Source organism: Candidatus Thorarchaeota archaeon, from assembly GCA_021498125.1.
GTDB lineage: Archaea > Asgardarchaeota > Thorarchaeia > Thorarchaeales > Thorarchaeaceae > B65-G9.
On sequence record JAIZWL010000001.1, the window covers coordinates 451,069 to 475,678 of the forward strand.

19 protein-coding genes and 1 tRNA gene are annotated in these 24,610 nt (G+C 47.9%); 14 read left to right on the forward strand and 6 right to left on the reverse strand.

Annotated features, from left to right (window positions below; translation table 11 throughout):
* Positions 1 to 124: 124 nt before the first annotated feature.
* The 4 genes from K9W43_02455 to K9W43_02470 all read left to right on the forward strand — a co-directional run bounded on the left by K9W43_02455 (position 125) and on the right by K9W43_02470 (position 3,773).
* A complete protein-coding gene (locus K9W43_02455) occupies positions 125 to 961 on the forward strand; it encodes a hypothetical protein (protein ID MCF2136077.1) in 837 nt (278 codons plus the stop codon).
* 95 nt (positions 962 to 1,056) lie between these two features.
* Entirely contained in the window at positions 1,057 to 1,974 is a 918-nt protein-coding gene (locus tag K9W43_02460) for a hypothetical protein (protein MCF2136078.1), read from the forward strand.
* A 9-nt stretch (positions 1,975 to 1,983) separates the two neighbouring features.
* On the forward strand, positions 1,984 to 2,787 hold the full coding sequence (locus tag K9W43_02465; protein ID MCF2136079.1) for a phosphopantothenate/pantothenate synthetase: 804 nt from the start codon (positions 1,984 to 1,986) through the stop codon (positions 2,785 to 2,787).
* 2 nt (positions 2,788 to 2,789) lie between these two features.
* Positions 2,790 to 3,773 (forward strand): 2-dehydropantoate 2-reductase, encoded by a 984-nt coding sequence (locus K9W43_02470; protein MCF2136080.1) that lies wholly within the window; start codon positions 2,790 to 2,792, stop codon positions 3,771 to 3,773.
* A gap of 3 nt (positions 3,774 to 3,776) precedes the next feature.
* On the opposite strand, the gene K9W43_02475 is transcribed toward K9W43_02470, so the two are convergent.
* Complete coding sequence (locus K9W43_02475) at positions 3,777 to 4,454, reverse strand: MBL fold metallo-hydrolase (GenBank protein MCF2136081.1); 678 nt, start codon at positions 4,452 to 4,454, stop codon at positions 3,777 to 3,779.
* 4 nt (positions 4,455 to 4,458) lie between these two features.
* Positions 4,459 to 5,589, reverse strand: coding sequence for an aminotransferase class V-fold PLP-dependent enzyme (locus K9W43_02480; GenBank protein ID MCF2136082.1), 1,131 nt, complete (start codon positions 5,587 to 5,589; stop codon positions 4,459 to 4,461).
* Positions 5,590 to 5,687: 98 nt separating this feature from the next.
* Between K9W43_02480 and K9W43_02485 the strand changes: the two genes are divergently transcribed.
* Positions 5,688 to 6,527 carry a GTPase domain-containing protein gene (locus K9W43_02485; GenBank protein MCF2136083.1) on the forward strand — a complete coding sequence of 280 codons (840 nt, stop codon included), beginning with the start codon at positions 5,688 to 5,690 and terminating at the stop codon, positions 6,525 to 6,527.
* On the opposite strand, the gene K9W43_02490 is transcribed toward K9W43_02485, so the two are convergent.
* Positions 6,524 to 7,255, reverse strand: a complete 732-nt coding sequence (locus tag K9W43_02490; GenBank protein MCF2136084.1) for a creatininase family protein — start codon at positions 7,253 to 7,255, stop codon at positions 6,524 to 6,526. The genes K9W43_02485 and K9W43_02490 overlap by 4 nt on opposite strands.
* 128 nt (positions 7,256 to 7,383) lie before the next feature.
* On the opposite strand from K9W43_02490, the gene K9W43_02495 reads away from it, so the two are divergent.
* From K9W43_02495 to K9W43_02510, 4 genes are all read left to right on the forward strand, one after another.
* Positions 7,384 to 7,459 (forward strand) — tRNA-Gln (locus K9W43_02495).
* A gap of 473 nt (positions 7,460 to 7,932) precedes the next feature.
* A complete protein-coding gene (locus tag K9W43_02500) occupies positions 7,933 to 8,712 on the forward strand; it encodes a class I SAM-dependent methyltransferase (GenBank protein ID MCF2136085.1) in 780 nt (259 codons plus the stop codon).
* A 138-nt stretch (positions 8,713 to 8,850) separates the two neighbouring features.
* Positions 8,851 to 11,064, forward strand: a complete 2,214-nt coding sequence (locus K9W43_02505; GenBank protein ID MCF2136086.1) for a GTP-binding protein — start codon at positions 8,851 to 8,853, stop codon at positions 11,062 to 11,064.
* 102 nt (positions 11,065 to 11,166) lie between these two features.
* Complete coding sequence (locus tag K9W43_02510; GenBank protein MCF2136087.1) at positions 11,167 to 12,486, forward strand: M20/M25/M40 family metallo-hydrolase; 1,320 nt, start codon at positions 11,167 to 11,169, stop codon at positions 12,484 to 12,486.
* Between the two features lie 10 nt (positions 12,487 to 12,496).
* Here the strand turns inward: K9W43_02510 and ileS are convergent, their stop codons facing one another.
* A complete protein-coding gene (gene ileS, locus K9W43_02515) occupies positions 12,497 to 15,694 on the reverse strand; it encodes an isoleucine--tRNA ligase (GenBank protein ID MCF2136088.1) in 3,198 nt (1,065 codons plus the stop codon).
* Between the two features lie 269 nt (positions 15,695 to 15,963).
* On the opposite strand from ileS, the gene K9W43_02520 reads away from it, so the two are divergent.
* The 5 genes from K9W43_02520 (at position 15,964) to K9W43_02540 (ending at position 21,210) form a co-directional block, all read left to right on the forward strand.
* Positions 15,964 to 16,638, forward strand: coding sequence for a hypothetical protein (locus K9W43_02520; protein MCF2136089.1), 675 nt, complete (start codon positions 15,964 to 15,966; stop codon positions 16,636 to 16,638).
* A gap of 14 nt (positions 16,639 to 16,652) precedes the next feature.
* On the forward strand, positions 16,653 to 16,967 hold the full coding sequence (locus tag K9W43_02525; protein MCF2136090.1) for a nucleoside triphosphate pyrophosphohydrolase: 315 nt from the start codon (positions 16,653 to 16,655) through the stop codon (positions 16,965 to 16,967).
* 110 nt (positions 16,968 to 17,077) lie between these two features.
* Positions 17,078 to 18,733: a radical SAM protein gene (locus K9W43_02530; protein MCF2136091.1), complete on the forward strand. Its 1,656-nt coding sequence runs from the start codon at positions 17,078 to 17,080 to the stop codon at positions 18,731 to 18,733.
* A gap of 343 nt (positions 18,734 to 19,076) precedes the next feature.
* Entirely contained in the window at positions 19,077 to 19,991 is a 915-nt protein-coding gene (locus K9W43_02535; GenBank protein MCF2136092.1) for a PhzF family phenazine biosynthesis protein, read from the forward strand.
* Between the two features lie 136 nt (positions 19,992 to 20,127).
* Positions 20,128 to 21,210 carry a polyprenyl synthetase family protein gene (locus K9W43_02540; GenBank protein ID MCF2136093.1) on the forward strand — a complete coding sequence of 361 codons (1,083 nt, stop codon included), beginning with the start codon at positions 20,128 to 20,130 and terminating at the stop codon, positions 21,208 to 21,210.
* Here the strand turns inward: K9W43_02540 and K9W43_02545 are convergent.
* Both K9W43_02545 and K9W43_02550 read right to left on the reverse strand, forming a co-directional pair.
* On the reverse strand, positions 21,207 to 21,824 hold the full coding sequence (locus K9W43_02545) for a hypothetical protein (GenBank protein ID MCF2136094.1): 618 nt from the start codon (positions 21,822 to 21,824) through the stop codon (positions 21,207 to 21,209). The genes K9W43_02540 and K9W43_02545 overlap by 4 nt on opposite strands.
* A gap of 233 nt (positions 21,825 to 22,057) precedes the next feature.
* On the reverse strand, positions 22,058 to 24,358 hold the full coding sequence (locus K9W43_02550) for a hypothetical protein (protein ID MCF2136095.1): 2,301 nt from the start codon (positions 24,356 to 24,358) through the stop codon (positions 22,058 to 22,060).
* Positions 24,359 to 24,610 lie beyond the last annotated feature (252 nt).

Consider the following 24,610-nt stretch of genomic DNA (forward strand, 5'->3'; position numbering starts at 1 on the left):
TTGCCATCATGCACTGCAATTGATGCCCACGTGAACAGTCAATGAATTCATTGAACTTGACTACTTCGGAGGAGTCCTCACTTCGCAGGGCATCGCGATCCTTGGATATGGTGGGTGTGGAAATTTGGCCAACCTTCCTGTTGACTGGCAATCGGTACTAGAACAGTATTCACCTGAGAAGCGAGCACGCTTCAAAGCCTATGCCAGTGTAATCTCTGAACTCAACACCCCTGTCCAGTCACTATTCGTCTTGGATAACGATAACGAGTTTGATACTTTCAAAAGGGATTTTGACGAGTTCCTCTCAGTCAGTGGTCATATTGAAGAACGTGTCTCCCCTTACCATGTAGTCCGCATGGGTTATGATGGTGACATGCTCGATGACATGTTTCGTCTGGTCATCTCGAGTGAGGCTAAGAACTTCGAGCCGACAAAGATCTCTGCTGACGAACTGTACTCCAAGCAGGCTATCTTCTCACACCTCTATAAAACCATCTCGAAGGAAAAGTTCCTTCTCTTTCACATTACCGAATTTCCACTTGCCTATTACTTTGAGAACGCAGTCACGGTTGATGTTGAAGAACTTGCAGATGTTCTCGATCCGGGCCTTCATGATGAGACCGTTCTGCGATACCTTAATGACCTGCGTACTCAGGGTGCTGAAGAGCACAGAAAGACCTACAGCTTCTTCTATCGTATCAGTACATCTCTACTGATGGAACTATCTAATGCTTTTCTTGTCGCTCCTACAAGTGGCCTCAGTAGACATCTGGTTGTCACAAGCTGGCGGACTCAGACTCTTCTTCTTGGATTCAGTCCTCTTACTTGGTCGTCAGGAAGTTTCAAGGTCTACGATCTCAGTGGTCGTGACATTGATGCGCGTTGGGCCTATCCCGCGCCTCCCACTAACGATCCACGTGAGAAAGGGTATGTCAGTCTTGTTCCGATCGGCAATGACTAATATTCGGTATCGCTATATACATGTATATACTATCTTCATGTTGTATAGTTAAAGTCTATATACCCTTAGTTCTCTTCACTTACTTGGAATGCACCTTGAGAATCTACACGAATGAGGCACAGGCCTTTGTACCTGGACATATTACAGGTATTTTCAGGATCTTCGATGAATGCGAGGATCCATTGCGATGTGGGTCTCTGGGTGCTGGGTTCTCCATTCAGGCAGGGACGATCACTAAAGTCCTTCTCGAAGAGGCTACTAGTACGGATGTTGTTGTTACCTACAACAATCAGGTGATTGATGCTCCAGTGACAGAAACCGTGGTGCGCGATATGTTGGCTGACTATGATGAACATTGGCGGGTGAGTGTGACCCACATCTCAGACCTGCCCATCGGTGTTGGTTTTGGCGCATCCGGTGCGGGTTCGCTGGGCACCGCTATTGCATTAGGCCGACTGCTTGATGTGAATATGTCACTGGAGACCGCTGGTCAATATGCTCATAGAGCAGAGGTGAAAAACCATACAGGTCTCGGTGATGTGATCGCCCAGACTGTTGGTGGGGTAGAAGTCCGTTGCCGACCTGGTGCTCCCGGTGTTGGTAGGGTGATTCATTTGCCTCCGCCCAACGGTGAACATGTAGTACTGGCTGGTCGTCCTGGTATTCAGACGAAGGAGATCCTGACTAGCTCTACCGCACGCGAGAGCATTAATACAACAGGGGATCAACTCATCTCACGGTTGATAGACAATCCCTCTCTGGAGTCCTTAATTGCCTACTCAAAAGAGTTCGCAACAGCTAGCGGTCTCATGACCTCACGGGTCCATGCGGCACTGAACGACCTGTGGCATGCAGGCTTTGATAAGGCCAGTATGGTCATGCTTGGGGATTCGGTCTTTACATTTTGTGATGAACCGGATGTTGTTCGTGTTCATAAAATTCTCTCAAGGCATTGGGCTGACTCTGAGATACTTGTGACATCTATTGCAGAACATGGTGGAGGCTTGGTCTAAATTAGCGATATTGAGGTTCCCCCCGATCATCCCCGCAAGGTATCCCTTGATATCAGACACCGACTGATCGAGGGTTTCCACCAGAATGTAGTTGCTACAGCCGGGCTTCTTGCCCATGGTCGCGGAGAGGCCTTTGATTATCTCATTGGGGAGAGGACGACCGAGAACGCACGGATCGCAGCACGAACTGCTGTTGCGGCGATGCTTCTGGCCGAACATCCTGTCATCAGTGTAAACGGGAATGCCTGTTCGCTTGTGCCCACGGAGCTTGTAGAACTATCACAACTCACCGGAGCCCCATTGGAGATCAATCTGTTCTATTACCGTAAGGAACGAGAAGATGCTATATTGACGGCGCTGCGGGAAGCAGGCGCAGATACGATACTTGGGACTGCTGATCGGCCATCCACCACTATTCCCGAGTTGAGTAGTAACCGGCGCAAGGTCGATCCTGACGGGATTGCCAAGGCGGATCTGGTACTTGTCCCTCTTGAGGATGGCGATCGTACTGAGGCATTGCGTCGTATAGGTAAGAGAGTGGTCACCATTGACCTGAATCCCATGAGCCGGACCGCACTCTTTTCACACATTACTATTGTCGATAATATTGTGCGCGCACTCCCACTAATGGTCGAGTTCGCTCGTGAGCTAAAGGACTCCACAAAAGATGAACTAACAGCAATGATATCCGCGTTTGATAATTCACAGAATCTACGTGAGGCGATTACACTGATTCTCACTCATCTTCAAGAACAATCACTGACCATCGCTGAGGCTCTGACGAAGGGCTCTCTTACAACAGGAGGTCAATAACTATGCATGTGGTAATAATGGGTGCAGGAGCCATCGGTAGTCTCTATGGTGGCCTACTCAGTCTCTCTGGCATTGATGTCACCCTTGTTGGACGACCTCCTCACGTGAGTCGTATTCGTTCTTCAGGTCTTGTCATATCAGGTGTGCTGGGTGATCATACTGCACATCCTAAGGCAATTGATGATCCTACGAATATAGACCATGCTGATTTCGTGTTCATCACAACCAAGTCGTACGACACGGTTGCAGCCGCGCGGGCGGTCCGCCATCTTGTCGATAATGGTGCTGCGCTCGTCGTGTTGCAAAATGGTCTTGGTACCGAAAGACTGGTAGAGCAGGATCTTGGTACACAACGGGTGCTGCGCGCTACGACTTGCATGGGTGCGCAATTGGTTGAACCCGGACATGTTCATATCACTGGTACTGGTATCACCGAGATTGGTTCGCATCATGATGAGAACCGTGCATTAGTAGAATCAGTCGTGGCCATTATCAAGGCTGCTGGTTTCCATGCGCGAAGTTCTGAGAATATGGATGGCGTGGTGTGGACCAAGACGCTCGTCAATTGTGGAATCAATCCCGTTGGCGCACTGACCGGATTGACCAATGGGGAGATCTACCAAAATAAGATGTTACGCGGTCTTGTGATCAGTCTCATCAATGAGACCATGTCCGTAGTGGACGCACTTGGTGTGACCCTGACGACTGACGATCCTATTCGCTATACGCTTGGGACTGCAAAGGCAACTGGTGCAAATCTCAACTCAATGCTCCAAGACATTCTTGCAAGTAAACGTACAGAGATCGACTATATCACTGGTGCAGTAATTGAGATCGCTCGTGAATTGGGGATCTCTTTACCCGTGAGCGAAACAGTCTATGCGCTGGTCAAGGCACTTGAGGCCAAGAAGGTCGGTACTGCTGCTCTATCATCAGATTTCGTCTCTGTGGAAGATCTTGTTCATGTGCTAGCAGTCACCAACTAGTTCTCAGTACATCATTCCCTTAGCCATTCTGTATGAGAGTTGAGCGGCCTGTTTGGCATTACCAATTATTGCCTGCATATGACCTGCAAGTGCGATCTCAAAGTCGAGATCGGAGATTCGTTTGAGTGAGGCGACCAATTGTTTCATGCTTCCCGTTGGAAAGTCTACCCTGCCAAAACTGCCTCCTGGAAACATTGTGTCCCCAGTAAGCAGAACTCCAAGTCTTTCTTCTTGGAGGCACACACTCCCAATAGAATGGCCCGGCGTATGAAGGACCTTCAACTTGACCTCTCCAAAGTCAAGAACATCCCCTTCCTTCATGGGCATATCGATCTTGAGGGGCGGCAGGTCAACTCCAAATGAGGCACCTAATGTCAGCGTCATGTCGCCTGAGTTGATCATGTCGGCTTCTTTTTGGTGTAGGTATATGTGTGGGTCTCCATGTTGTAGTATCGATGGGACTCCTCCGATATGATCAATGTGGCTATGGGTCAGGATGATGTCGGTGATATCTTTGAAGGAACAGCCAACCTGCTGAAGTTCTCTGTCTATTTGGTCCGCATTCCTTCCAGTACCAGTATCCACGAGTATCTTGAACTCCTCGGTATCGATGAAGACGATATTGCTATCAAAGCTCATGCTGGTCCTGAAATATATTGGACCTATGATTCTCTCAAACACAGTGCTAACCCCTCAGCACCTCTATCAATCTGTCAATATCCTCGGTTGTGTTATAGAAGTGCGGCGACACTCTCAGTCTGCCGTTTCTGACAGAGCAGTGAATCTGTTTCTCGGTAAGTCGCTTCTGGATCTCTTCAACATTTGAAGGTACACACGAGACAATTGGTGACTCATGTTCGGGGCCAAACTGATAGTACTCTACTCCTATCTCGTCAAGTCGTTCTTGTAAATAGTGGGCAAGAAAGAGTGCCGCTTGTTCTCTCTTCTTATGTGGAATCTGAAGTAAGGTCTTTAGTGACTCTAGAAATCCTACATGGGCCACCAGTGCTAACGAACCCACTTGGAACTTTTGAGCATCATCGAGGAGTTCTCGTTCAGCATAGCCATATTCCGTTATGTTCTTGACACCCCACCATCCTAGAAATCGTGGTCTCATCAGTTCAAGTGCCCGTTTATTGGCATAGACGAATCCTGCTCCAATAGGCCCGATCAACCACTTGGCAGCCTGTGCCGCTGCAAAGTCCGCATCCATTTTTACAAGATCGATGTCTGCCCAACCAGCAGCCTGAATTATATCCACAACGAGTATCCCATTGACCTCGTGGACTGCATCAGCTAATGCTTTCACATCAGAGCGATATCCTGTTCCGAACTGAACAAGACTGACCGACACTATCCGTGTGTTCTCATCGATCAGATCCAGATAGGCCTCTGTGGGTACGGCACCATCCGTCGCTTTTGCCACTCTTAGATCCACATCATACCATTTACTAGCATTCTGCCAGGGGATATAGTTTGACGGGAATTCGAGGTCGCTTATCACAATATTTGATTCCTTGGGATAGTCAATGGCATGCGCTGCGGTATTGAGACCGTCTGACGTGCTTGTCACCGTCCCATAGTTCTCAATCGATCCTCCTAGGAGCTTTGCCAAGCTCTCTCTGATATTCTTGAATACCATTAGGGTTTCATCAAAGGTCCCTGTGGCTGTGACCCGTCCCTCCAGATACATCTTCATTGCCTCGACTGTCTTTGCAGGGGGGATTCCTGTGGATGCATTATTGAGATAGGTCATTTGTGAAAGAGTTGGGAAATTCTCTCTAATGAACGCATGACTGATCAGTTCGGCTGGCATGTGTGGATTCTATCGCCTCAACAAGATAAACTTTCACGAGAAGGCTGTCCCCCTAAAGTTTAAGTCTGGTGTAGTGCTCGGTCTATAGGGAGAGAGGATTGCCTAAGCTCCGAGGATTGTTTGGTCGCCTGAAAAAGAAAAAAGAGCCAGAGCGGCTCGACGAGTCCAGCTCACGTGCTAAAGAATTGTCCTCTTCTTCAATCAGTACGTCTTCTGTTCCTGACGCAGAGTCTTCCTCTGAACGTGTACCTCCACCTATGGAAACTTTTGTTGCCTCTGCCACATCTGCTACCATTGATGTCGAACGCACAACAACCCTTGCTCGAGAGGCTAAAATCGAACGTCAACGTACTGATGAGATTGTTCCCGGTCATGTATTGAAACGTGATGAGCTCGGGCGTATCCATATCAAAATCGTGTTTTATGGTCCTTCTCTCTCAGGTAAGACTACTGCTCTTCGTTGGCTTTTCGCCAATGTTCGTTCTCTCTCAAAAGGTCGGATTGTCGAGATTGCTGATGAACTCGGGCGTACCACTTTCTTTGACTTCATTCCTGTCACAGCATGCGAGAACATAGTCTTTGATGTCTTTACAGTGGCGGGACAGCGGAGGCATGCAAAGAATCGCATCACCGTGCTTCGAGGAGCCGATGGTGTCATCTTTATGGCCGATTCTCGTCCTGAAGCTATGCAGGAAAACATAGCCTCTATTCAGGAGCTACGGATCGCACTTGGCACAGACCGTGTATCAACTATGCCTATCATTGTTGCTCTCAATAAGCGAGATCTCCCTAATGCGCTTCCAGTCGACTATATGATTAAAGTGTTGGAGGTTCAAGGATACCCCACCTTTGAAACTATTGCCACACAGGGAAAGAATCTTCTCCGTATGTTTCAGCGTGTGCTTCGAGATGCGCTCATCTTTAAGGTTGGTATCTAGTGACTGAGCGGCAGTTTTCCCTTCTCCAACTCATGAATCAACTCAATGAGTTCCTCTACTGCTTCATCGACGATGCGCTTTCCTTTCTCGGGTGTGGCCGTACGCGGGTCGCCCCAGATTGCTGATTGATAGAGTTCTTCTCGATACGCACCTGAGATAATACGAAATCTGGTATCAGTACGAGCTGCCATCACAGAACTCATGTCAACAAGCTCTGGTCTGACATACATCACTTCTGAGGTTTCATCTTCAGCCGCATGGCCTTCGTAGGTCTCGAGAACTTCTTCACGAGCGGCCTTGCCCAGATCAATCCACCAGTTGACAAGGATGACCACTCTCTCTCCTTGTTGCGTGGCCCTTTGAGCAGCCAACTGGATTGCACTGACATTTCCCCCATGCCCATTGAGAACAATGAGGTACTTGAACCCGTGAGCGAAGACGCTCTCCATAATGTCCGTATACAGATCAATTATGGTGTGCGCCTTAAGAGAGAGGGTTCCCTCAAAGGTCGTAAATGTCCAACTATTTCCAATAGGAAGTGCTGGCAGAACAAGTGCATTGGTCTCCTGAGCCACCTTCTGGGCCAAATATTCTGGCATCATCGTATCTGTTCCAAGAGGCAGATGATCTCCGTGCGCTTCAAGAGAGCCGGTCACCATGACGACGACCTCTGTCTTGCTGGCTGCCATTAGAAATTTCTTATGCGTGAGCTCATTCCAAAGAGGCATGATGTCCACATATTCAGAACGTGGAATCTGGCACTTAACTGTTCGCTCATGGTACATACTCATCAATCGAAAAGGTAATTAATCCAAGTGAACGACTTCGCTCTTGCCTGTAATATCTTATCACATGTAGCCCCGTGGTGTAGCGGTCCATCATCAGCGGTTCTGGCCCGCTGGACCCAGGTTCGAGTCCTGGCGGGGCTACCATTCATTCTCCATTGTTTATTGGACTGGTGCATGATCCTCTCATGCTGACCACACGTACCAACGCTCCTGTTTTTCGCGCCTTTTCCTTATCCCTGTCTAATCGCTCTATTGACGAAATTAAAGCACTATATTATAACATTTCATCTAAGGATATTTATGATTCGTTACTAAATCATCTAGAGCATTATACCTGCTTTTCGATTTTCGGAATGGTTTCACTTTTTAGGTTGCAGTCGGTGGATTTATAGGCAAATATGCATTCCTATTCATAAGAGAGATAGACCCATATCAGCTACTCGTGATGGAGTTTCCTGTTGCTGAGTCTGCGTCCCTCCCGGCGGAGATAAACAGGATATGGGTCATCTCCCTTCCCCGCGTTCTCACATCATATCCTCTATAATTTCTGATATGAAATTTGGTCATGACAATGTTCATATTCAAGGGCTGTGGATTGCATTTGGTGAATCTAAGATATGGAGATCGTTGAGCGCGGCTGGGATGATTTCTGGGCCGAGATCTTTCGGGTCAAGCACCGCCGTTCAATACCCGGGATTCAGGAATATGACGAACTGATCGTTGACTTCTGTATCGAAACGCTTGGGCTGAAATCCGGTGACGAGATTCTTGACATTGCCTGTGGTGCAGGGGATCAGAGTATTATTTTTGCAAAGAAGGGGATGAAGGTTTCCGCTTTCGATATCGCAAGTAGCCTGATTCATGCTGCCTCTAAACGTGCAAAGGAAGAGAGTCTAGATATCGACTTTTTCACAGGTGATATGCGAGAAGTAGAATTCACTCAGCGGTTCAAAGGAATAGTTATCCTCAGTCACAGCTTTGGTTTCTTCAATCATGAAGAGAATCAACATGTTCTCAAGCGTGCATATGAGTCTCTTGTTGATGGTGGAAAGCTCCTTATCGATTTGATGAATCCGTATAACCTACCGCGGTTTCAAAAGACATGGACTAAATTAGAAGGGGGATATCTGCTTAGCGAGCCTCATGTGATTGATGCGCCATCAGGTGTGTTGCGTGGGCGACCTGCAACATTCATCGATATTGAGGATGGACGAGTCGTCTTGGCAAATGAAGATGCTCTATCAAATAATGATATCCGGCTCTATACTGCTCTCGAGATACGGACTATGCTCACTGAAACTGGCTTCAAGAATATCGAGTTTTACGGGCAGAACAAGCTACCTCGGATGCCTTATACTGCAACATCTGGTAGAATGGTAGTTGTGGCCACGAAATAAGTCCTCTGACGATAATCTTTTATGCCAACAGCCTTGTCGTCCGACAGAGCGGCCGATTGGTCTATCGGCGCCCCAACCGAGTTCTATTAGATACCTCGTGTCTTGGGGACATGCTACGATAAATCTAGGTGAAAGTAATTGGTCAAAGTCAAAGACCCCGATTCTATCCGGAAACTCATTAAATCAGATGATTATGAACACAAGCGCGTCATCTCAATAGCGGCTCATATCGATCATGGAAAGAGCACGACCGCTGACTATCTGCTTCGGCGCGCAGGACTGATGAGCGATGCAGCAGCAGGAGTGGCAGTTGCAACAGACTCAGACGATGAAGAGCAGGAGCGCGGTATCACTATCTTCACTTCAGTTGTACTGCTGAACTTCGAGATTGATGGTGAAGAATATCTCGTACAACTGTCAGACACTCCGGGACACCTCTCTTTCACAGGTGAGGTTTCACGGGCGCTTCGAGCCAGCGATGGTGTGATTCTACTGGTTGACGCCCTTGAAGGGGTCATGACCCAGACTGAGACTAACATCCGCTTGGCTGTTGGAGGCGAGGCCTGTCGTCCGGTTCTGTTCATTAACAAGGTGGATAGGCTCATCAACGAATTGAAGTTGCCTCCAAAGAAAGTGTACGAGCGAATTGACATCATTATTGCAAAGGTCAATGAGCTGATCAAGAAGGTCGCTCCAGAAGGTCTTGGTAAGGAGTGGCGAGTCAGTTTCGAGCAGGGCTCGGTTGCTATTGGTAGTGCAAAGACTGGTTGGGCCTTTACAATGAAGACCCTGCAGAAGAAGGGGATCAAGCCAACTGTTGTCTTCGAGAAGTACGCTGAGGGCGATGAGAAGTGGCTCCGAGAGAACCTACCTCTTGACGATGCATTGCTCGAGATGATTGTCTACCATCTGCCTAATCCTCGAGAGGCACAGAAACTCAAGATTCCACGGATCTGGAATGGTGATCTTGATAGTCCCGCAGGTAAGGCATTGATGAGCTGTGATCCCAATGGTCCCTTGCTAGGAATGATCACTAAGATTTACATTGACCCCAAGAGCAAGCGCCCAACACTCATTGGACGTGTCTTCTCTGGTACGCTCAAGTCTGGTCAAGAGATTCGCCTTGTCAATATGCGTCAGAACGCACGAGTACGTCGCCTTGGAGTGCAGGAGATTACAGACATTCTTGATATGGACGAGATTCCTGCTGGTAACCTCTTCTCGGTCTTTGGATTCATGTGTCCCTCAGGCGAGTCCTTTGTTGAGGCTGGTTCTGATATGCCCGGCTTTGAGGCCATTGAATATGTCAGTGAACCAGTGGTCAGCCGTAGTATACGACCTATTGACCCACAGGATATTGCAAAACTTGGTGAGGTCGTGTCGAAATGGATTATGGCCGACCCAACTGCCCGTTTTGTTCACGACAAGGAGTCAGGCGAATATCGGCTTGATGGGATAGACCCACTTCAGATTGAGATTCTGACCAAGCGAATTGATGAACAGGTCAAGATTAAGGTCTCAGAACCAATCATCGTCTATCGTGAGAAGATGTCTCAGCGTGGTGATGAGTTCCATACTAAATCTCCAAATGGTCATAACCGCATCAAGATGTATCTCGAACCTCTTGATGAGAAGACGGTGGAACTTATCCGCAAACGGAAGATCACTGCTGAACAGAACTCGCGTGAGCGGGCTCAGGTTCTGCGTGATGAGGCTGGTTGGGACGCAAAAGAGGCACGAAAGATTCTCGACATCTACGAGTCGTCAATTCTTGTTGATGCAATGAGCGGTGTTCAGAGATTTGACCGTATCTTCTCTTACGTTCAGACAGTATTCCGTGAGTTTATCGAGTCCGGTCCATTGGCGCATGAACCTGTAATGGGTATCAAGGCAGTCATCACTGATGCAACTGTCCACACAGACCCTGCTCACACAGGATACAATGAGATTGCTACCATGACCAGTGCTGGACTCAACATGGGCTTCCTGACTGGTCGCCCGGCGCTCTATGAGCCAGTTCTCAACGTGGACATCAAGACACCTACTGACACTCAGGGTGCCGTGATCAAAGTCCTGACTGCTCACCGTGGCCAGATCATCACGATCGAGACCGAGGGTGACAGTGTGACTGTGAAGGGAACCCTCCCCACTGCTGAGACGATTGGCATTGCAGACGAGTTCCGTAGCGCTACCGCTGGTCGAAGCTTCTTTGGATACCAATTCAGAGGCTTTGAGCCATTGCCGTCCTCCCTTCAGGAAGAGAAGATCCTTGAGATCCGCAAGCGCAAGGGCATGCCTGATGAGATGCCTAATCTTGGTTCTTGGCAGCGCTGGATCTACAAACGAAACTAATCGGAATTTGGAGTGGCGCTCAGGCGTCACTCAACTCCTCTCTTTTTTCTGCTCATGTCAAAGTGTTTTTTATTTAGTAGGGCACCAGTTGTTTGATGCAAGATGTCGCTTGATACAGTAGAACTTCTCACCCGTCTTATTGCCATTGATACTGTGAGTAATCTTCCTGAGAACAAGAGGCCCACTAAGGAATGCCCCACTTTCATTCTCTCCGTTCTCGATGCTCTTGGGTTTAAGACTCAACTGTTAGAGTCTGAGGGTGTCTATACCGCCTTTGCAAAGCGTGGCACTGGTAAGTTCAAGATCCTCTTCCTTGCCCATTTCGATGTGGTGCCACCGGGTGATGGCTGGCAGTCTGATCCGTTCACACTGCGTCTTGACGGGGATCGTGCCTATGGACGAGGCACCTGTGATGATAAGGGGAATGTTGTTGTCCTGTTGCATCTTGCAGAACAAGTGGCCGCCACGAATCCGGATTGTACGGTCATGATCGCCGCCACCGGTGACGAAGAAGTAGGTGGCCGCCATGGGGCAGCGTTCTTACGTAAGCAGTTGGAGGAATGGGATCTCCTTCCTGATTATGTGGTAATTGCTGATGGTATTCATCAGCAGGTCATCCATCGGCGACGAAACGCCCTTCCCGCCTTTGTGAGGGCCAAGCGTCAACTTGAGAGGATTCATGGTACCATTGAGACCATCCGTTTTGAGACCGAGATCTTTGGAACGGAGTCGCGTCACTCTGCATACATCCGGCTCGGTGTGGATCGCCACTGCATGCTTGCGGCCTCCAAGTATCTTGACCTGCATCCTGAGGTACTTGTTGCAGGATTGCGTGGTAGCTTTGTCAAGTCCAATGTCATTCCCGATTGGGTCGAACTTGATATAGTCCATCCTGACGCATCGGCTGCTGAGACCGAATATGATGCCACGCTCACGTACCTCATGCGCTCTCTTCTGGCACTCACCCGTGTTCCTTTTCCAACAAGGCCATCAGACAAAGGAACGACCATCTGTCCCAATCTGCTCTCCGAGAAGGATGGGGTCTGGGAGTTGTATTGCGACATCCGTGCCATGACAAATGATGGCGGCTCGATACGTGAGGCATTCAAGTCAGTTCTCAATGGATGGGATCTGCTGGAGTCAATTACAGTCAGCAATGGCGTGGGCTATGTGGACTGTGATGTTGATTCTAATCTTGTCCGTTCTGCGAAGTTGGCTCTCGAAAAGGTTGGAATTCCCGTTCGCCTCGTTGAAGGTTTCGGGGCATCAGATTCTAGATACTTTGCCGATCCGCGGATTCAGCTCTTCGACTTTGGTCCTGATGGCAACAACCTGCATGGGCCAAATGAATGGGTTTCGATCAGCTCGATTCGGCTGACTGCCGACTTTTTCCTCGAACTGATCAAGACATTACTTGGATAGGTCACCTATTCTATACTGGCGACATTCCTACCTTTATCTTGAGGTCGTCAATCTCCCATTCCTTGACGTATTTGAAGGGCTTCCACTTTGGTCTGGCCTTCGGGCCCACAAGATTGACGCTCTTGGCTCGGGTTTCTGTGGCAAGATAGTCTTTGTTCATCTCTGTCAATTCAAGCGAATCTTGGTCGGAGAACTTGATAGTGATCTCGATATTCTGTTCAACACTCAGGTCAAGTTCTTTACGCATGACCTGTACTCTCCGCGTGATATCCCGGACGAGTCCTTCCGCTTCGAGTTCTTTTGTTCTGGTCACGTCTACAAAGACACGGCCTATCCTGCTCTCAGCGGAGCTAAGATGATCAGGGAGTGTTTCTTCGAACTCAAGGTCTCCGGGCTGAAGCTCTATTGTTTCGCCGTCGACCTCAACTGTTGCCTTGCCCTTCTCCAGCTTAGTTCTTAGTTCTGCTGCGTCAGCCTTTTGCAATACTGCAACAAGTGCCTTCATCTTGCCCTTCACTCTGGGGCCAAGGGCCTTGAAGTTGGGCTTGATTGTCAGACTGGCATACCCATCCATCACATCACTATCGACTATCTCGAAGGCACGAGTGTTTAAGTCGTTGAGGAGGATATGTTTCAGGCTCTCCGCACGTTTAGCTACCTCTGGTGATGCAGGAACTAACATGACCTTTGCCACAGGATGCCGTAGCTTGACCCCCTTCTTGTTGCGTGCATTGCTTGCAGCGCTTCGCAACTCCTCAAGCACATCGAATGTTGCCTCAAGTTCTGTGTCAAGGAGCTTCTTATCGACCTCCGGCATGTCGGTCATGTTGATCGACTCTGGAAGATCGTCCCGATATGATGCGAGGAAGTCAAGATGCAACTTTTCACACAGGAATGGTGTGAAGACATTGAGGCAGCGTAGGAGTGTCTGTAGAGTGTAGTACATGACATCATATGCCATGATCTTACGTGGGTTCTCGCTCTCTAGCCAGACACGTTTTTTGACAAGCGGAAGATAGATTCTGCTCAAGTCCTCGTTCATGAACTCGAGCAGGGCTCGGCTTGCATGATGATACAGGTATGATCCCATCTGTTCATGGAATCTCTTAACAACACTCTGTACCCGTGACAATAGCCATCTGTCCTCGATGTCCGCCTTGGCAAGATTCTTGCGCATTCGTTTTTCATCATACTTGAAATCATCAAGGGACATGTATGTGTCTGCAAACATCACAACGTTCCAGAGGATATCGAGATTCCTTCTTGTGAGTTCGATCTCTTTTGGACTATAGTTCGTTCTTGTCCACGGGGCCGATCGGCTTAGCATATATATTCTGAATGGGTCGGCTCCGATACTTTTGAAGGCATCCTCCGCCCATACAACATTTCCTTTGGACTTGCTCATCTTGCCGCCATCCTCGTCAAGGACGTGGCCCTGACTGACACATGCTTTGAATGGCGCCTTGTTATGCATGACTACAGATGTATAGAGTAGACTGTAAAACCATCCTCTGGACTGGTCCACCGCCTCAGTGATGAAATCGTATGGGAATAATTCCTTGAAGAGTTCAGGCTGTCGCAGATAGTCTACAGAGGCACTGTGTGCCATTCCCGAATCAAGCCAGCAGTCCAAGACAAACGGTTCTCGTTTCATCTCCGCCCCACATTTCTCACACTTGATAACGACACGATCCACCCATGGTCTATGCATCTCAAAGTCTTTTGGAAATTCTGTGGCCAACTCCTTCAGTTCGTCACGTGATCCGACGACTATCTCGTGACCACAATCAGGGCAGACCCAAACGGGGAGTGGTGATCCCCAGACACGAGAGCGCGATATGCACCAGTCATCGGCATTGGCAAGCCAGTCACCGAATCGCCCGCTTCCGGCCCATTCTGGGGTCCAATCGATATCTTTGTTCTTCTCGACAAGACGTTCACGTACTCCCTTCATCTTGAGGAACCACTGTGATTTGTCAGCCAGATAGATGAGCGGAGTATCGCAGCGCCAACAGTGTGGATATTCGTGGACGATCGTCTCTTGATGGACTAACAGTCCCTTCTCTTCAAGCATCTTTGGAACGTCTGCATTGACATCAAACACGTATTTGCCCTCGAACATAGGAACTTCTTCAGTGAAGATACCTCTATTCGTTACCGGGCATAATACAGGCACATCGTATTCCTTCCCCATCTCAAAGTCTTCAGGACCAAAACCTGGGGCAGTATGAACGAGGCCTGTACCATCTTCAATTGTGACATGTTTTCCTGTGACTACTGCATGCATAAACTTCTCATCATGCTCTTGGTGCCACGGGACCTCATCCTTGAAGGGATGTTCGTACTTCCAACCAAGCATCTTTGTACCCTTGAGTTTCTTGACCTCTTTGTAGTCCGTAATTCCTGCCTTTGTCATCACCGTCTGGACAAGATCCTCTACTAACCACCAATACTCATCTCCGACCTGTACTTCGACATAGGTGTAGTCTGGATGGACTGAGACCATCTCGTTAGATAGGAGTGTAAATGGTGTTGTCGTCCAGATGACAAGGTATTCGTCTTCACGATCTACTAGTTTGAACTTGACATAGATAGATGGATCTTCTTTGGTCTTATATCCTTGAGAGACCTCATGAGAGGATAGCGCCGTGACACACCGTGGGCAGGTTGGTGTGACTCGATAGCCTCGACTCAATAGGCCCTTCTCATTCGCCAATTTTAGGAAGTGCCATACATGCTCGATATAGTCATCTCTTCGAGTCTGATATGCCGTGGGATAGTCGAGCCATAACCCCAATCTTATGGAGTCATTCACCCACCTTTCGAGATAAAAGTCCACAAGATTTTTGCATTTCTTCACAAAGAGGTCCAGCCCTATTGTTGCCTCGATTTCACCCTTGTCCGCAATGCCTTCCTTGCGTTCGACCTCAAGTTCAACTGGTAGCCCTTGCATATCCCAGCCGCCACGACGCCATACATTGAATCCGCGCATGGTCATGTATCTGATCTGGGCGTCTTTCATGGCACGTCCGCGGGCGTGTCCTACATGCATGAACCCATTTGTTGTGGGTGGCCCCTCTAAGAAATTCCATCGTGGTCCGTTCTCTCTGAACTTAACGGTCTTTGTGTAGATGTCCTTCTTCTTCCAATAGTCGAGTACTTCTTGTTCGACAGACTGTGGTTGATACCTCTTTGCCAGTGGACTCATTATAGAAACCTCTTACTCTCCTTGCTAAATTGATAATAATTAGTTAGCCCCTTCTTTTGGGCACTTGGTGAGACTATCTTCTCTGACAGAGTATTTTGATTATTGTGGGGTCTCGTGAATTTCGTGATCCATCCTGTCTCACCTTTGGTCTCGGTCATGCGAAATATTCACTCTCTTAAAAGCATTAGGCTAGACCTAATTAACCGATTCCGTCGTTCGGTGAAGACTTAATTGTGATGTAGTGCTAGTTCAGAGATAGGTGAAACTCGATGAGCGCATTGGAAGAGAGACCTCTGGACAAGTTGTTTGATATTGTTCTTCAAGTCCTATGGCAAGATCTACTTGCTGTGTGGCGTATAATTCATGCCAAGATGGCCTCTGAGGGTGTAGAGGTCATTCGAACCGCATATGAGGGTGCACGGCAGCGATTGCTCGAAAAAGTCCTCGAAAATTATGTTGAGGTCCGATGGGGTATGAGCCTCTGTCCGCTCTGTAATGATGACAATATTGAGAAAAATGGTATCTCTTATGTCAATCCTTCCGGTGACGGATTGGAGTTCAATCAGTGTCTCAACTGCCGAATCGGTATTCTCTATCGTCTTGTTGCTGCGAACGCTACTATGGACACTTACACGGTAGGTCTCGGGCAGCCTGGTCAATTTAATGGAATGAGCTTCTATTGGAGTGCGGTGGTACCAAAAGAACTGGAGCCGTTCTGGCCCCTCTATGAAGTGATCAAAGATGGGCAATGGCTTGGAACACTGTCCATTGATGGAGAGATGAATGTCCGCATGCTCAAATTTGAGGATATGAAGGATGGAGTCGATCGTGGGGCCTCTGACCCGTGGACCGATTCTATACCTGATGATGTGCGGGCCGCTGTCAACGAGTTTATTGAGGTGGCGCGCCCTCAGATCGAGGTCGCACAGGTTCTTCTCAAATAACCCTGGTGCTCAACGTGTCATATGAGAAGCTCGTCCGGGATCTCATCCCGGACATTATTCGATCCAATGGGGATACGCCAATTGTTCGCATTGCCCAGTCCAGTGAAGCCGACTCTCTTTTGCGGGAAAAGTTGGTAGAAGAGGCTGTTGAGTTTCGATCATCTGGAGATCTTGTGGAGATAGCCGATGTTCTTGAGGTGATCTATGCCATATTGGAGCAACGTGGTGTTGACCTTAAAGCGATTGAACAGCTCCGACTGAAGAAGAGAGAAGAACGTGGAGGCTTCGAACGCCTATTTGTCTTAACAATGGATGGGACGCAGTCTTAATTTCATACTCTGAAACATCGGACAAAGGTTATATGTGATTGGCAGTGCCTATCGACTGAATACCACTCTTTTCAGTGGTGGCACCATAGATGGTTTCGGAGTGTTAAACTATGGAAATTAAAGAGATTAAACTTGATCCCGTTCCGGCTGAACCTGTCACACATACTACGGGTGGGAAGCCGATCTCACGCTATCACGTTGAACTTCATACTCCTCATAAGTTGCCTTACACTACTCAGTCAATATGTCCTGACTGTCTCATGATTGATGATGTTGTACATGTGATTGATGCTGAAGTGTATGAGGAAGACGGGAAAGTAATGTACCGAAAGACTTGTGAGAAGCATGGTGAGTTTGTTGATGTTTACTGGGGCGATGCCGACATGTGGCGCAGAGCCCAAAAGTATTGGTACAAGACTGTTGGACTTGATAATCCCCGTACCGAGACAGTGAACGGCTGTCCTAATGATTGCGGTCAATGCCCCGAGCACAAGTCGCATACCGCACTGGCATTGATGGATATTACAAACCGTTGTAATCTGCGTTGTCCAATCTGTTTTGCTCATGCCGCAGAATCAGGAAAGGTCTATGAACCAACTCCTGAAGAAGTAATTGAGATGATGAGGAATCTGCGGAGCAATCTCCCGGTTCCTGCTCCCGCTTTGCAATTTGCTGGTGGTGAGCCTACGGTGAGCAAATACTTGCCACAATACATCCGCTGGGCCAAAGAGATTGGCTTTAGACACGTTCAGATCGCAAGTAATGCCATTCGGCTTGCAAAGAGCCTCGATTATGCTAAGGAACTCAAAGAGGCTGGCCTCTCTACAGTCTATATGCAGTTCGATGGTGTGACTCCTGAGCCATACATTACCGCACGAGGTTCTAACCTGTTTCCAATCAAGCAGAAAGCAATTGAGAACTGTCGGCAGGCTGGACTTGATTCTATTGTTCTTGTCCCAACAGTTGTTCGTGGTGTAAATGACGATCAACTTGGAAAGATCATCGAGTTCGCAATCGAGAATGCTGATGTAGTTCGCTCTGTCAACTTCCAGCCAGTCAGTATCACTGGGCGGATTGACTATTCTGCGCGCAAAGAGATGCGAATCACAATTCCTGACTGTATCCATCTGATTGAGGAACAGACCAATGGCGCGATTCCATCGACCGCCTGGTACCCAGTGCCTGCGATGATGCCAGTCGGACGGGCGATAGGACTTATGAAAGGTTCTCCACAGCTCGAACTCAGCTCACACTTTGCTTGTGGGATGGCTACTTTCATCTGGCTCAACGAGGATGGTACCTATGAACCGATCACGAACCTTATAGAGGTCGATAAATTCCTCAATCTCATGATCGAGATCGCTAATCTTTTCGCAGATGAGAAGAAGGGTGCAAGTACACGTGCCAAGGCAAAGCTTGCTGCTGGAGTCCGACATATCAAGCGCAAGGGTCTCATCAAAGACCTCTTGAACGCATTTCTCTCACGTGGGGACTATGACTCACTTGCGAAGTTCATGAAACGAGTGATCATGGTCGGAATGATGCACTTCCAAGATCCTTACAATCTTGATCTTGAACGTGTACAGCACTGTGATATTAACTACTCTGTCCCAGATGGTAGAATCATTCCGTTCTGCACAATGAATACAATTCACAGGTCCAAGGTCGAGGCGAAGTTTGCTATTCCTATTGAAGAGTGGCGGGCTCGTCACAGACCATCGCCTGTGGAAGAAGATAGTCTCACGAAACCCTTCACTGCAGAATGAATCTAGATGTGGTCCCCAACAATCATTGGGGACTCCCCTCCTCTTTTTTCACAGAACCAACGGTTCTATAATTGTTTATTTTTCAAAAAGGCTGTCTTTTTTTGGAATATTACGAGCTGCGCTATCCTTAAGTAGGATTGAAGCTATTAATATATGACATAATGGCGGGTGCGTGGGCTAGTTTTTCGTTACATGCCCTCAATTACGAAACTCCCCCCTCCTACCACGATTACCCACGTTCCCGCCACCTTTCCATCTGTTTCTTAATCTGTTCATGCCTCTTTGTCCTGAGTGGTATTCTTAATTAGTCGCCACGACTAAACTCCTTGCGAGTTGAATTGCGATGAGACATCGAACTGAGATCAAAGTTGTTCAGGTGGATGCGTACACGGATCGGCCCTTCGGCGGAAATCCTGCTGTAGTGGTCTTGGATGCAGACAAGCTCCGTGACCGTGATATTGAAGCGATAGCACGTGAGATCATCACTGGACAGACCCTTTTTATACACAACTCCAAAGTGGCCGATTTCAAGTTCCAGTATATGACTCCCACTGGTGAGATGTCCTTCTCTGGCCACCTTACCGTAGCGGGGTTTTCCGCATTGGCGTATGAAGGACTCATCGATATAGTCCAAGACGTGAATATGTTTACGGTCGAGACGCTGGCCGGAGTGCTTGAGGTTGAAGTTGTCAAAAATGAATCCTCTATGCTCCACGAAGTGCAGATCACTCATCCCACCCCTCAATTCATGGAGACCTATGATCCGAAGGAGATTGCGGAGGCACTGGGTCTCTCTCTAGCAGATATTATGTCCCCACATCCGGTACAGACGGTGAACACCGGGACCCCCCAGCTCATGGTTCCAGTCAGTACCCTTCGTGCGCTTGAACGTATTCATCCTGACTGGGAGCGTCTTAACGAGTTACAGGCAGGTTCTGATTGGGTCTCGATTCAAGTGTTTACCCGCGAGACTCTGGAACCAACCTCTGATGTACATGTGCGTCACTTTGCACCGTTCTTGGGGATAAACGAAGATCCTGTCACAGGCTCGGGTGCTGGCAGTATGGGTGCGTACATGATCAAATACGGGATGTTTGATGTCACTATCCCCGTCACAAGTATAGTGATCGAGCAGGGCCATTTCATGGATCGCCCCGGGAAGATATTCGTTGAAGTAGTGGGCGACTCGCATGAGATCACTCAGGTGAAAGTGAGCGGTACTGGAGTTCCTGTATTGCATGGCACTATGACCTTTTGAAGAACCACTATTATCACGCACATCTTGCGTCAGCCGTTTGTGTAGTGAATGTCTGCTCAGAAGATATATTCTAGGCCGAAAGTCTAATAATCTGGCACCTAGAGGCTGCGGTGTATATCGTGAAAGAGGTCTTAGTGTGACAGAATTCAAGGCTCTGATGAAAAAAGAGATTGCTGAGGTAAACAAAGCATTAGAGGAGTATTTGCAACTGCTGATGGAGCGTGCACGCGCGCTTAGTCCTGTGCATGAACTCTATTACGGAAATCTTCGCGAATATCTCATACGAGGTGGGAAGCGTCTGCGCCCCATCTTAGTCGTGTCCGCATTCAAGGCTATCCGTGAAGAGGTCGATCTAAAATACCTCTATCGCGCGTCCTGTTCTGTGGAAATGTTGCACAACGGATCTCTGCTACACGATGACCTCATTGATCACGATGAGATTCGTAGAGGTGGTCCGACATTTCACGCCCTCTATCGTGAGTGGTTCAAGAAGCATGCTGTTGATGACGAGACCAAGGCTGCGGATTTTGGAATGGCCATGGCAGTTCTTGGTGGCGATTCACTGCTCAACTTTGGTGGAATGATCATCAGTGCCTCCGAGTTGCCCCCCAATCTTGGATATCCCTGCCTCTCCCTGTATCAACAGGCCTACCAAGAGCTTGCTGATGGGGTGCTTCTTGAGATGAATATGGTCAACGATGAAAGTGTGACTGCTGAGCTCTATCTTGAGATGACCCGTTTAAAGACCGCAGTCTTGATGGAAAAGTCACTACTGATCGGGGCTACACTGGCACGCGGAACCGATTCGCAAAAGGATGCTCTCTCTAAATTTGGTATTCGCGTAGGACAGGCCTTCCAAGCGCAGGATGATATTCTTGGCTCCTTTGGTGATGAAGCAGTGACAGGAAAATCCACTGAGGGTGATATCCGTGAGGGCAAGAAGACCCTTCTTGTTATTGAGGCCTACCGGCTTGCTGATGCCTCACAACGGAAGACCCTTGACTCTCTTCTTGGGAAGACTGACATCACAGAGGAAGAAGTGAATCAGGTCCGTGACATATTCCGTGAAACCGGGGCTCTCGATTCCACTCACAAAATGATGGAAGAGTTATTGGCCGAGGGTCAAGATGCTCTGCAGACCACTGAACCAGCACTCAATTCCACATATCGAGATTTTCTGTTGGATCTGTCTAATTTCTTGGTCCATAGATCCTACTAATGTTCTATTGCCCCCGACTCGATCAGGCGAAGGCTCACAAGCAAAAGATTCTCGCCCTTTGAGCTGAGAATCAGCTCCATTGGTTTCTTCAGGGTCGGGGCCTGTTTCTTCAGATAATCCAAAAAGTCGTTCCTCGATTGTGTCAGTGCCCGCCTCATCTCCGAAACATGTTTTTTCATGCGTTCTTCCATTCGGGGATTTCGAGGTTGTCCCGGGAAGAGCTTGTTCTCGATAGTATGAAGGATGTCACTGGCAATGATATGCGACTCGCTTACGACAAATCCTCTTGGACGTGCCGGAGTTGGTCTTGCCTCCTGTTCGGTCGCAATACGGATCCGTCTAGGTCTTAGTGTATCTTCGATATCATCCTCGACTACCAGCTTCTTCCATGCCTTTGATCCCAAAAGACTTAGGGGTGCAATATACCCTTTCGCCTGCATATTTTTTAAAAATTTGTTGAATTGTTCTTGCGATAGTAGTGAGTGTGGCGCTGACATCATGAGGTATTTGTGATAGAGGGTTTCCTCGAACTCGACAATTGCCCATCCAAAAGATCTCAATATATCGCGTTCTATCTCTTCATCTCCCATTCCCAGATCGATCGTGTCTACCATCTCTTCACACCTTTATCAATCGCCTAATAATATCGAAAATTTGCTTATCAATTTTGGCAGAATTGAATTATCGTCAAACCGCTCGATAAATGGACGCTCGCTGTCTGTTTTGGCCATCTGTCAACCGATTATACTCCGTCTGGTCTAGTATAGTAGTTCTTGGGCCTAATGCCGTTTAAAAAAGAGGATTTGGAGGAGGAAACCGTCCGATACCCCCTCCAAGAAGCGATTGATTATTCTCGCTTTTTAATCACAATGCCGACAATTACTACCACGACAATACCAATTCCTGCGGTAAGAAGTACTATAGTAGTAGTGTCTAATGGAATGGCAATGCCAGTTGGTGAAGTCGTATCCACTGGACCAACTGTAATTGTACGTTCTGATAATGTGAACGTATTTCCTGCGATGTCAGTCATCTCTATGTGGAATGTCACATTAGTGGGTTCGGTATACGGCCCTAGAGTAAACTCGTACCAGTTGAAATTCTTCTCCATTTTGGTCTTGGTAACGCCGTTTCCATCATCATAATAGATCCAGCCATTGTATATCTGCCGCCGGGATGCAGAATCTATCATCCACATTATGGTCGCAGAATATCCTGAAGATCTCTCTTTGATGGACCATGTGACATTATCAATGGCAGCTCTACGTTTTAGCAGAACTGGCATTAGGTATGCCGTTGTGTTAAATGACTGAATATTGAGCCAATAACTGACAAAGCCCTCCGAGTCTACCGAGGCGTCCCGTGACCCCGTACTTGTGCCTTCTGCTGGTACAGAGATCACAAGATTGGCCTTATCGATTGTCAACGAGCTAATAGCATATACACTCGTGTTGACAGAGATTGGATAACTATGGTTGTTACCGACGGTGATATCGAAGGGAATGGACTCGTTCGGGTCAGCCACTGTCGGAATATCTACTGACAGATCAATCCCGAGAGTCAGCTGAGCCGTTGCGTTACAAATAAGTTTCAAGGCTCGTGCGGGATTCCAGCTATCAAGAGCAATCTGGGCGTCATTCAAGTACATCTGGGAGAGGCCTATCTTTGCTCCGTTTGACACAAGTGCCTCTATTTTGGCATTCGCATCTGCTAGGGCTTGTTTAGCCTCGGCTGTAAGATTGAGGAATCTATCCACCCAGACCCTCTGACCATAGATGAGATTATTATCGCGATCCAGAATCACAACTCGTTTGTTGAGGGCTGCATCGACAATATCCGAATCATTGATGCGCCCATTAGGCCCGGTGGGGTTCCGGACGAACACTGCATTAAGCATCTGTCCCACATAGAGAGCACTATGTCCGTCACTGGCGCCTAAGTAGCGTCTATACAATCCATCTTCTCCTGCCCCATAGAAAAAGCCCATGTTGTCGACCTCTATTGCATCAAACCCGTATGTATCAAACGCCTCATACACCGGTGCATAGCTTGGATCAATAGTTGGATGGCAGAATGTGGCAAACGCTCCTTGGGCATGGATTCCATCGATAGCCTCCTGCTGGTCCAGTGTAAAGATATTGCTCTTGAGTGGGAATCCCGTCGTATGTTTCACCGAAGAGAGTTCGGCCCCTGGTATCTGTTTGATATCGATTCCGTATTTCTCAACCAGTTTTCGCGCAGCCAGTCCTCCAGTCATTCCCCCTATAGGTGCAGGCTTGTTATAGGAGTGGTCGGTCAAGACCATAAAATCAAGGCCTTTATTCAATCCGGCCTCTACCATCTCTTCGACAGTATTGTGTCCGTCACTGTGTGTGGTATGATCGTGATAGAGTCCAACAAACGTTTGATACTCGCTTGCATTGACGGCAGGCCCATCTCCGACAATAATTGTGGCAATCTCTGGGACATTAGCTGTCCTTGGATTATTTCCCGCTAGCCAGTCAATGACATTGAGACTGAACTGAAAATGATCTTGTCCATGTCCTGATGCTCCTTTTCTATACATAAGAAATGGTGCAGGAGTGGCAACTGCAACAACCCGTCCAGAACCACTTTTGGCAGAAGCCACAATTGGTTTACTATCCAGAGTGGCGATAGGTTCAGCTGAACCTGTGAGCGTTAATGAGCACGACCACAGTTGATCTGCATCGACCATAAGGGATGAGACACCATGGGTTATATTGTGGGTGGCCAGATCAGTTGTGGAACCTCTCAGCTGCTCACTGTTGAATGAGATCCCATATGTCTGAGCGATGGGGTTTAATCGATCTGATGTGAATTTCCAGCCGTTTCCTGTGTCCACACCCACGATTAGTAGGCCTCCCCCATTATTGACAAAAGTATGAACTGCGTCTATCTCGTTCTGAGTGAGATCCTTCATGGGGAAGAATAATACAAGAATGTCATAATTGTTCAAAATTCCCGAATCAAGTGCTTGGTCAAAATTGGTTGATGAATTATATCCGTTGACTCCGAGCATCCAGCTGAATATTGATGCATTGCCGGGGGCCCATAGTGCGCTACCATTGGCCTCATGGCTCTCATCAAATAATATTTTGGCTGATGTGAAGTCTGCAACGGTCGACATATCCTTCTCAGGACTCGAAGAATATGTCTGTGGCCTTACAAATGACAAAGGTATTGGTATGATTATCATGAGAATTAGTGTTAGTGCAATCACATTGGTCGTGCGAGTCGTCATACTCACCGATTCGGTTATCTGTATTCAGTTAAAATAAGGCTTACTAGTAAAATTAAGATGCATTATACTACCCAAATGCAATATGTGATGTTATATAAAAAGAAAAGAGAGAAGCAGACCATTCACTGGTCTACTTCT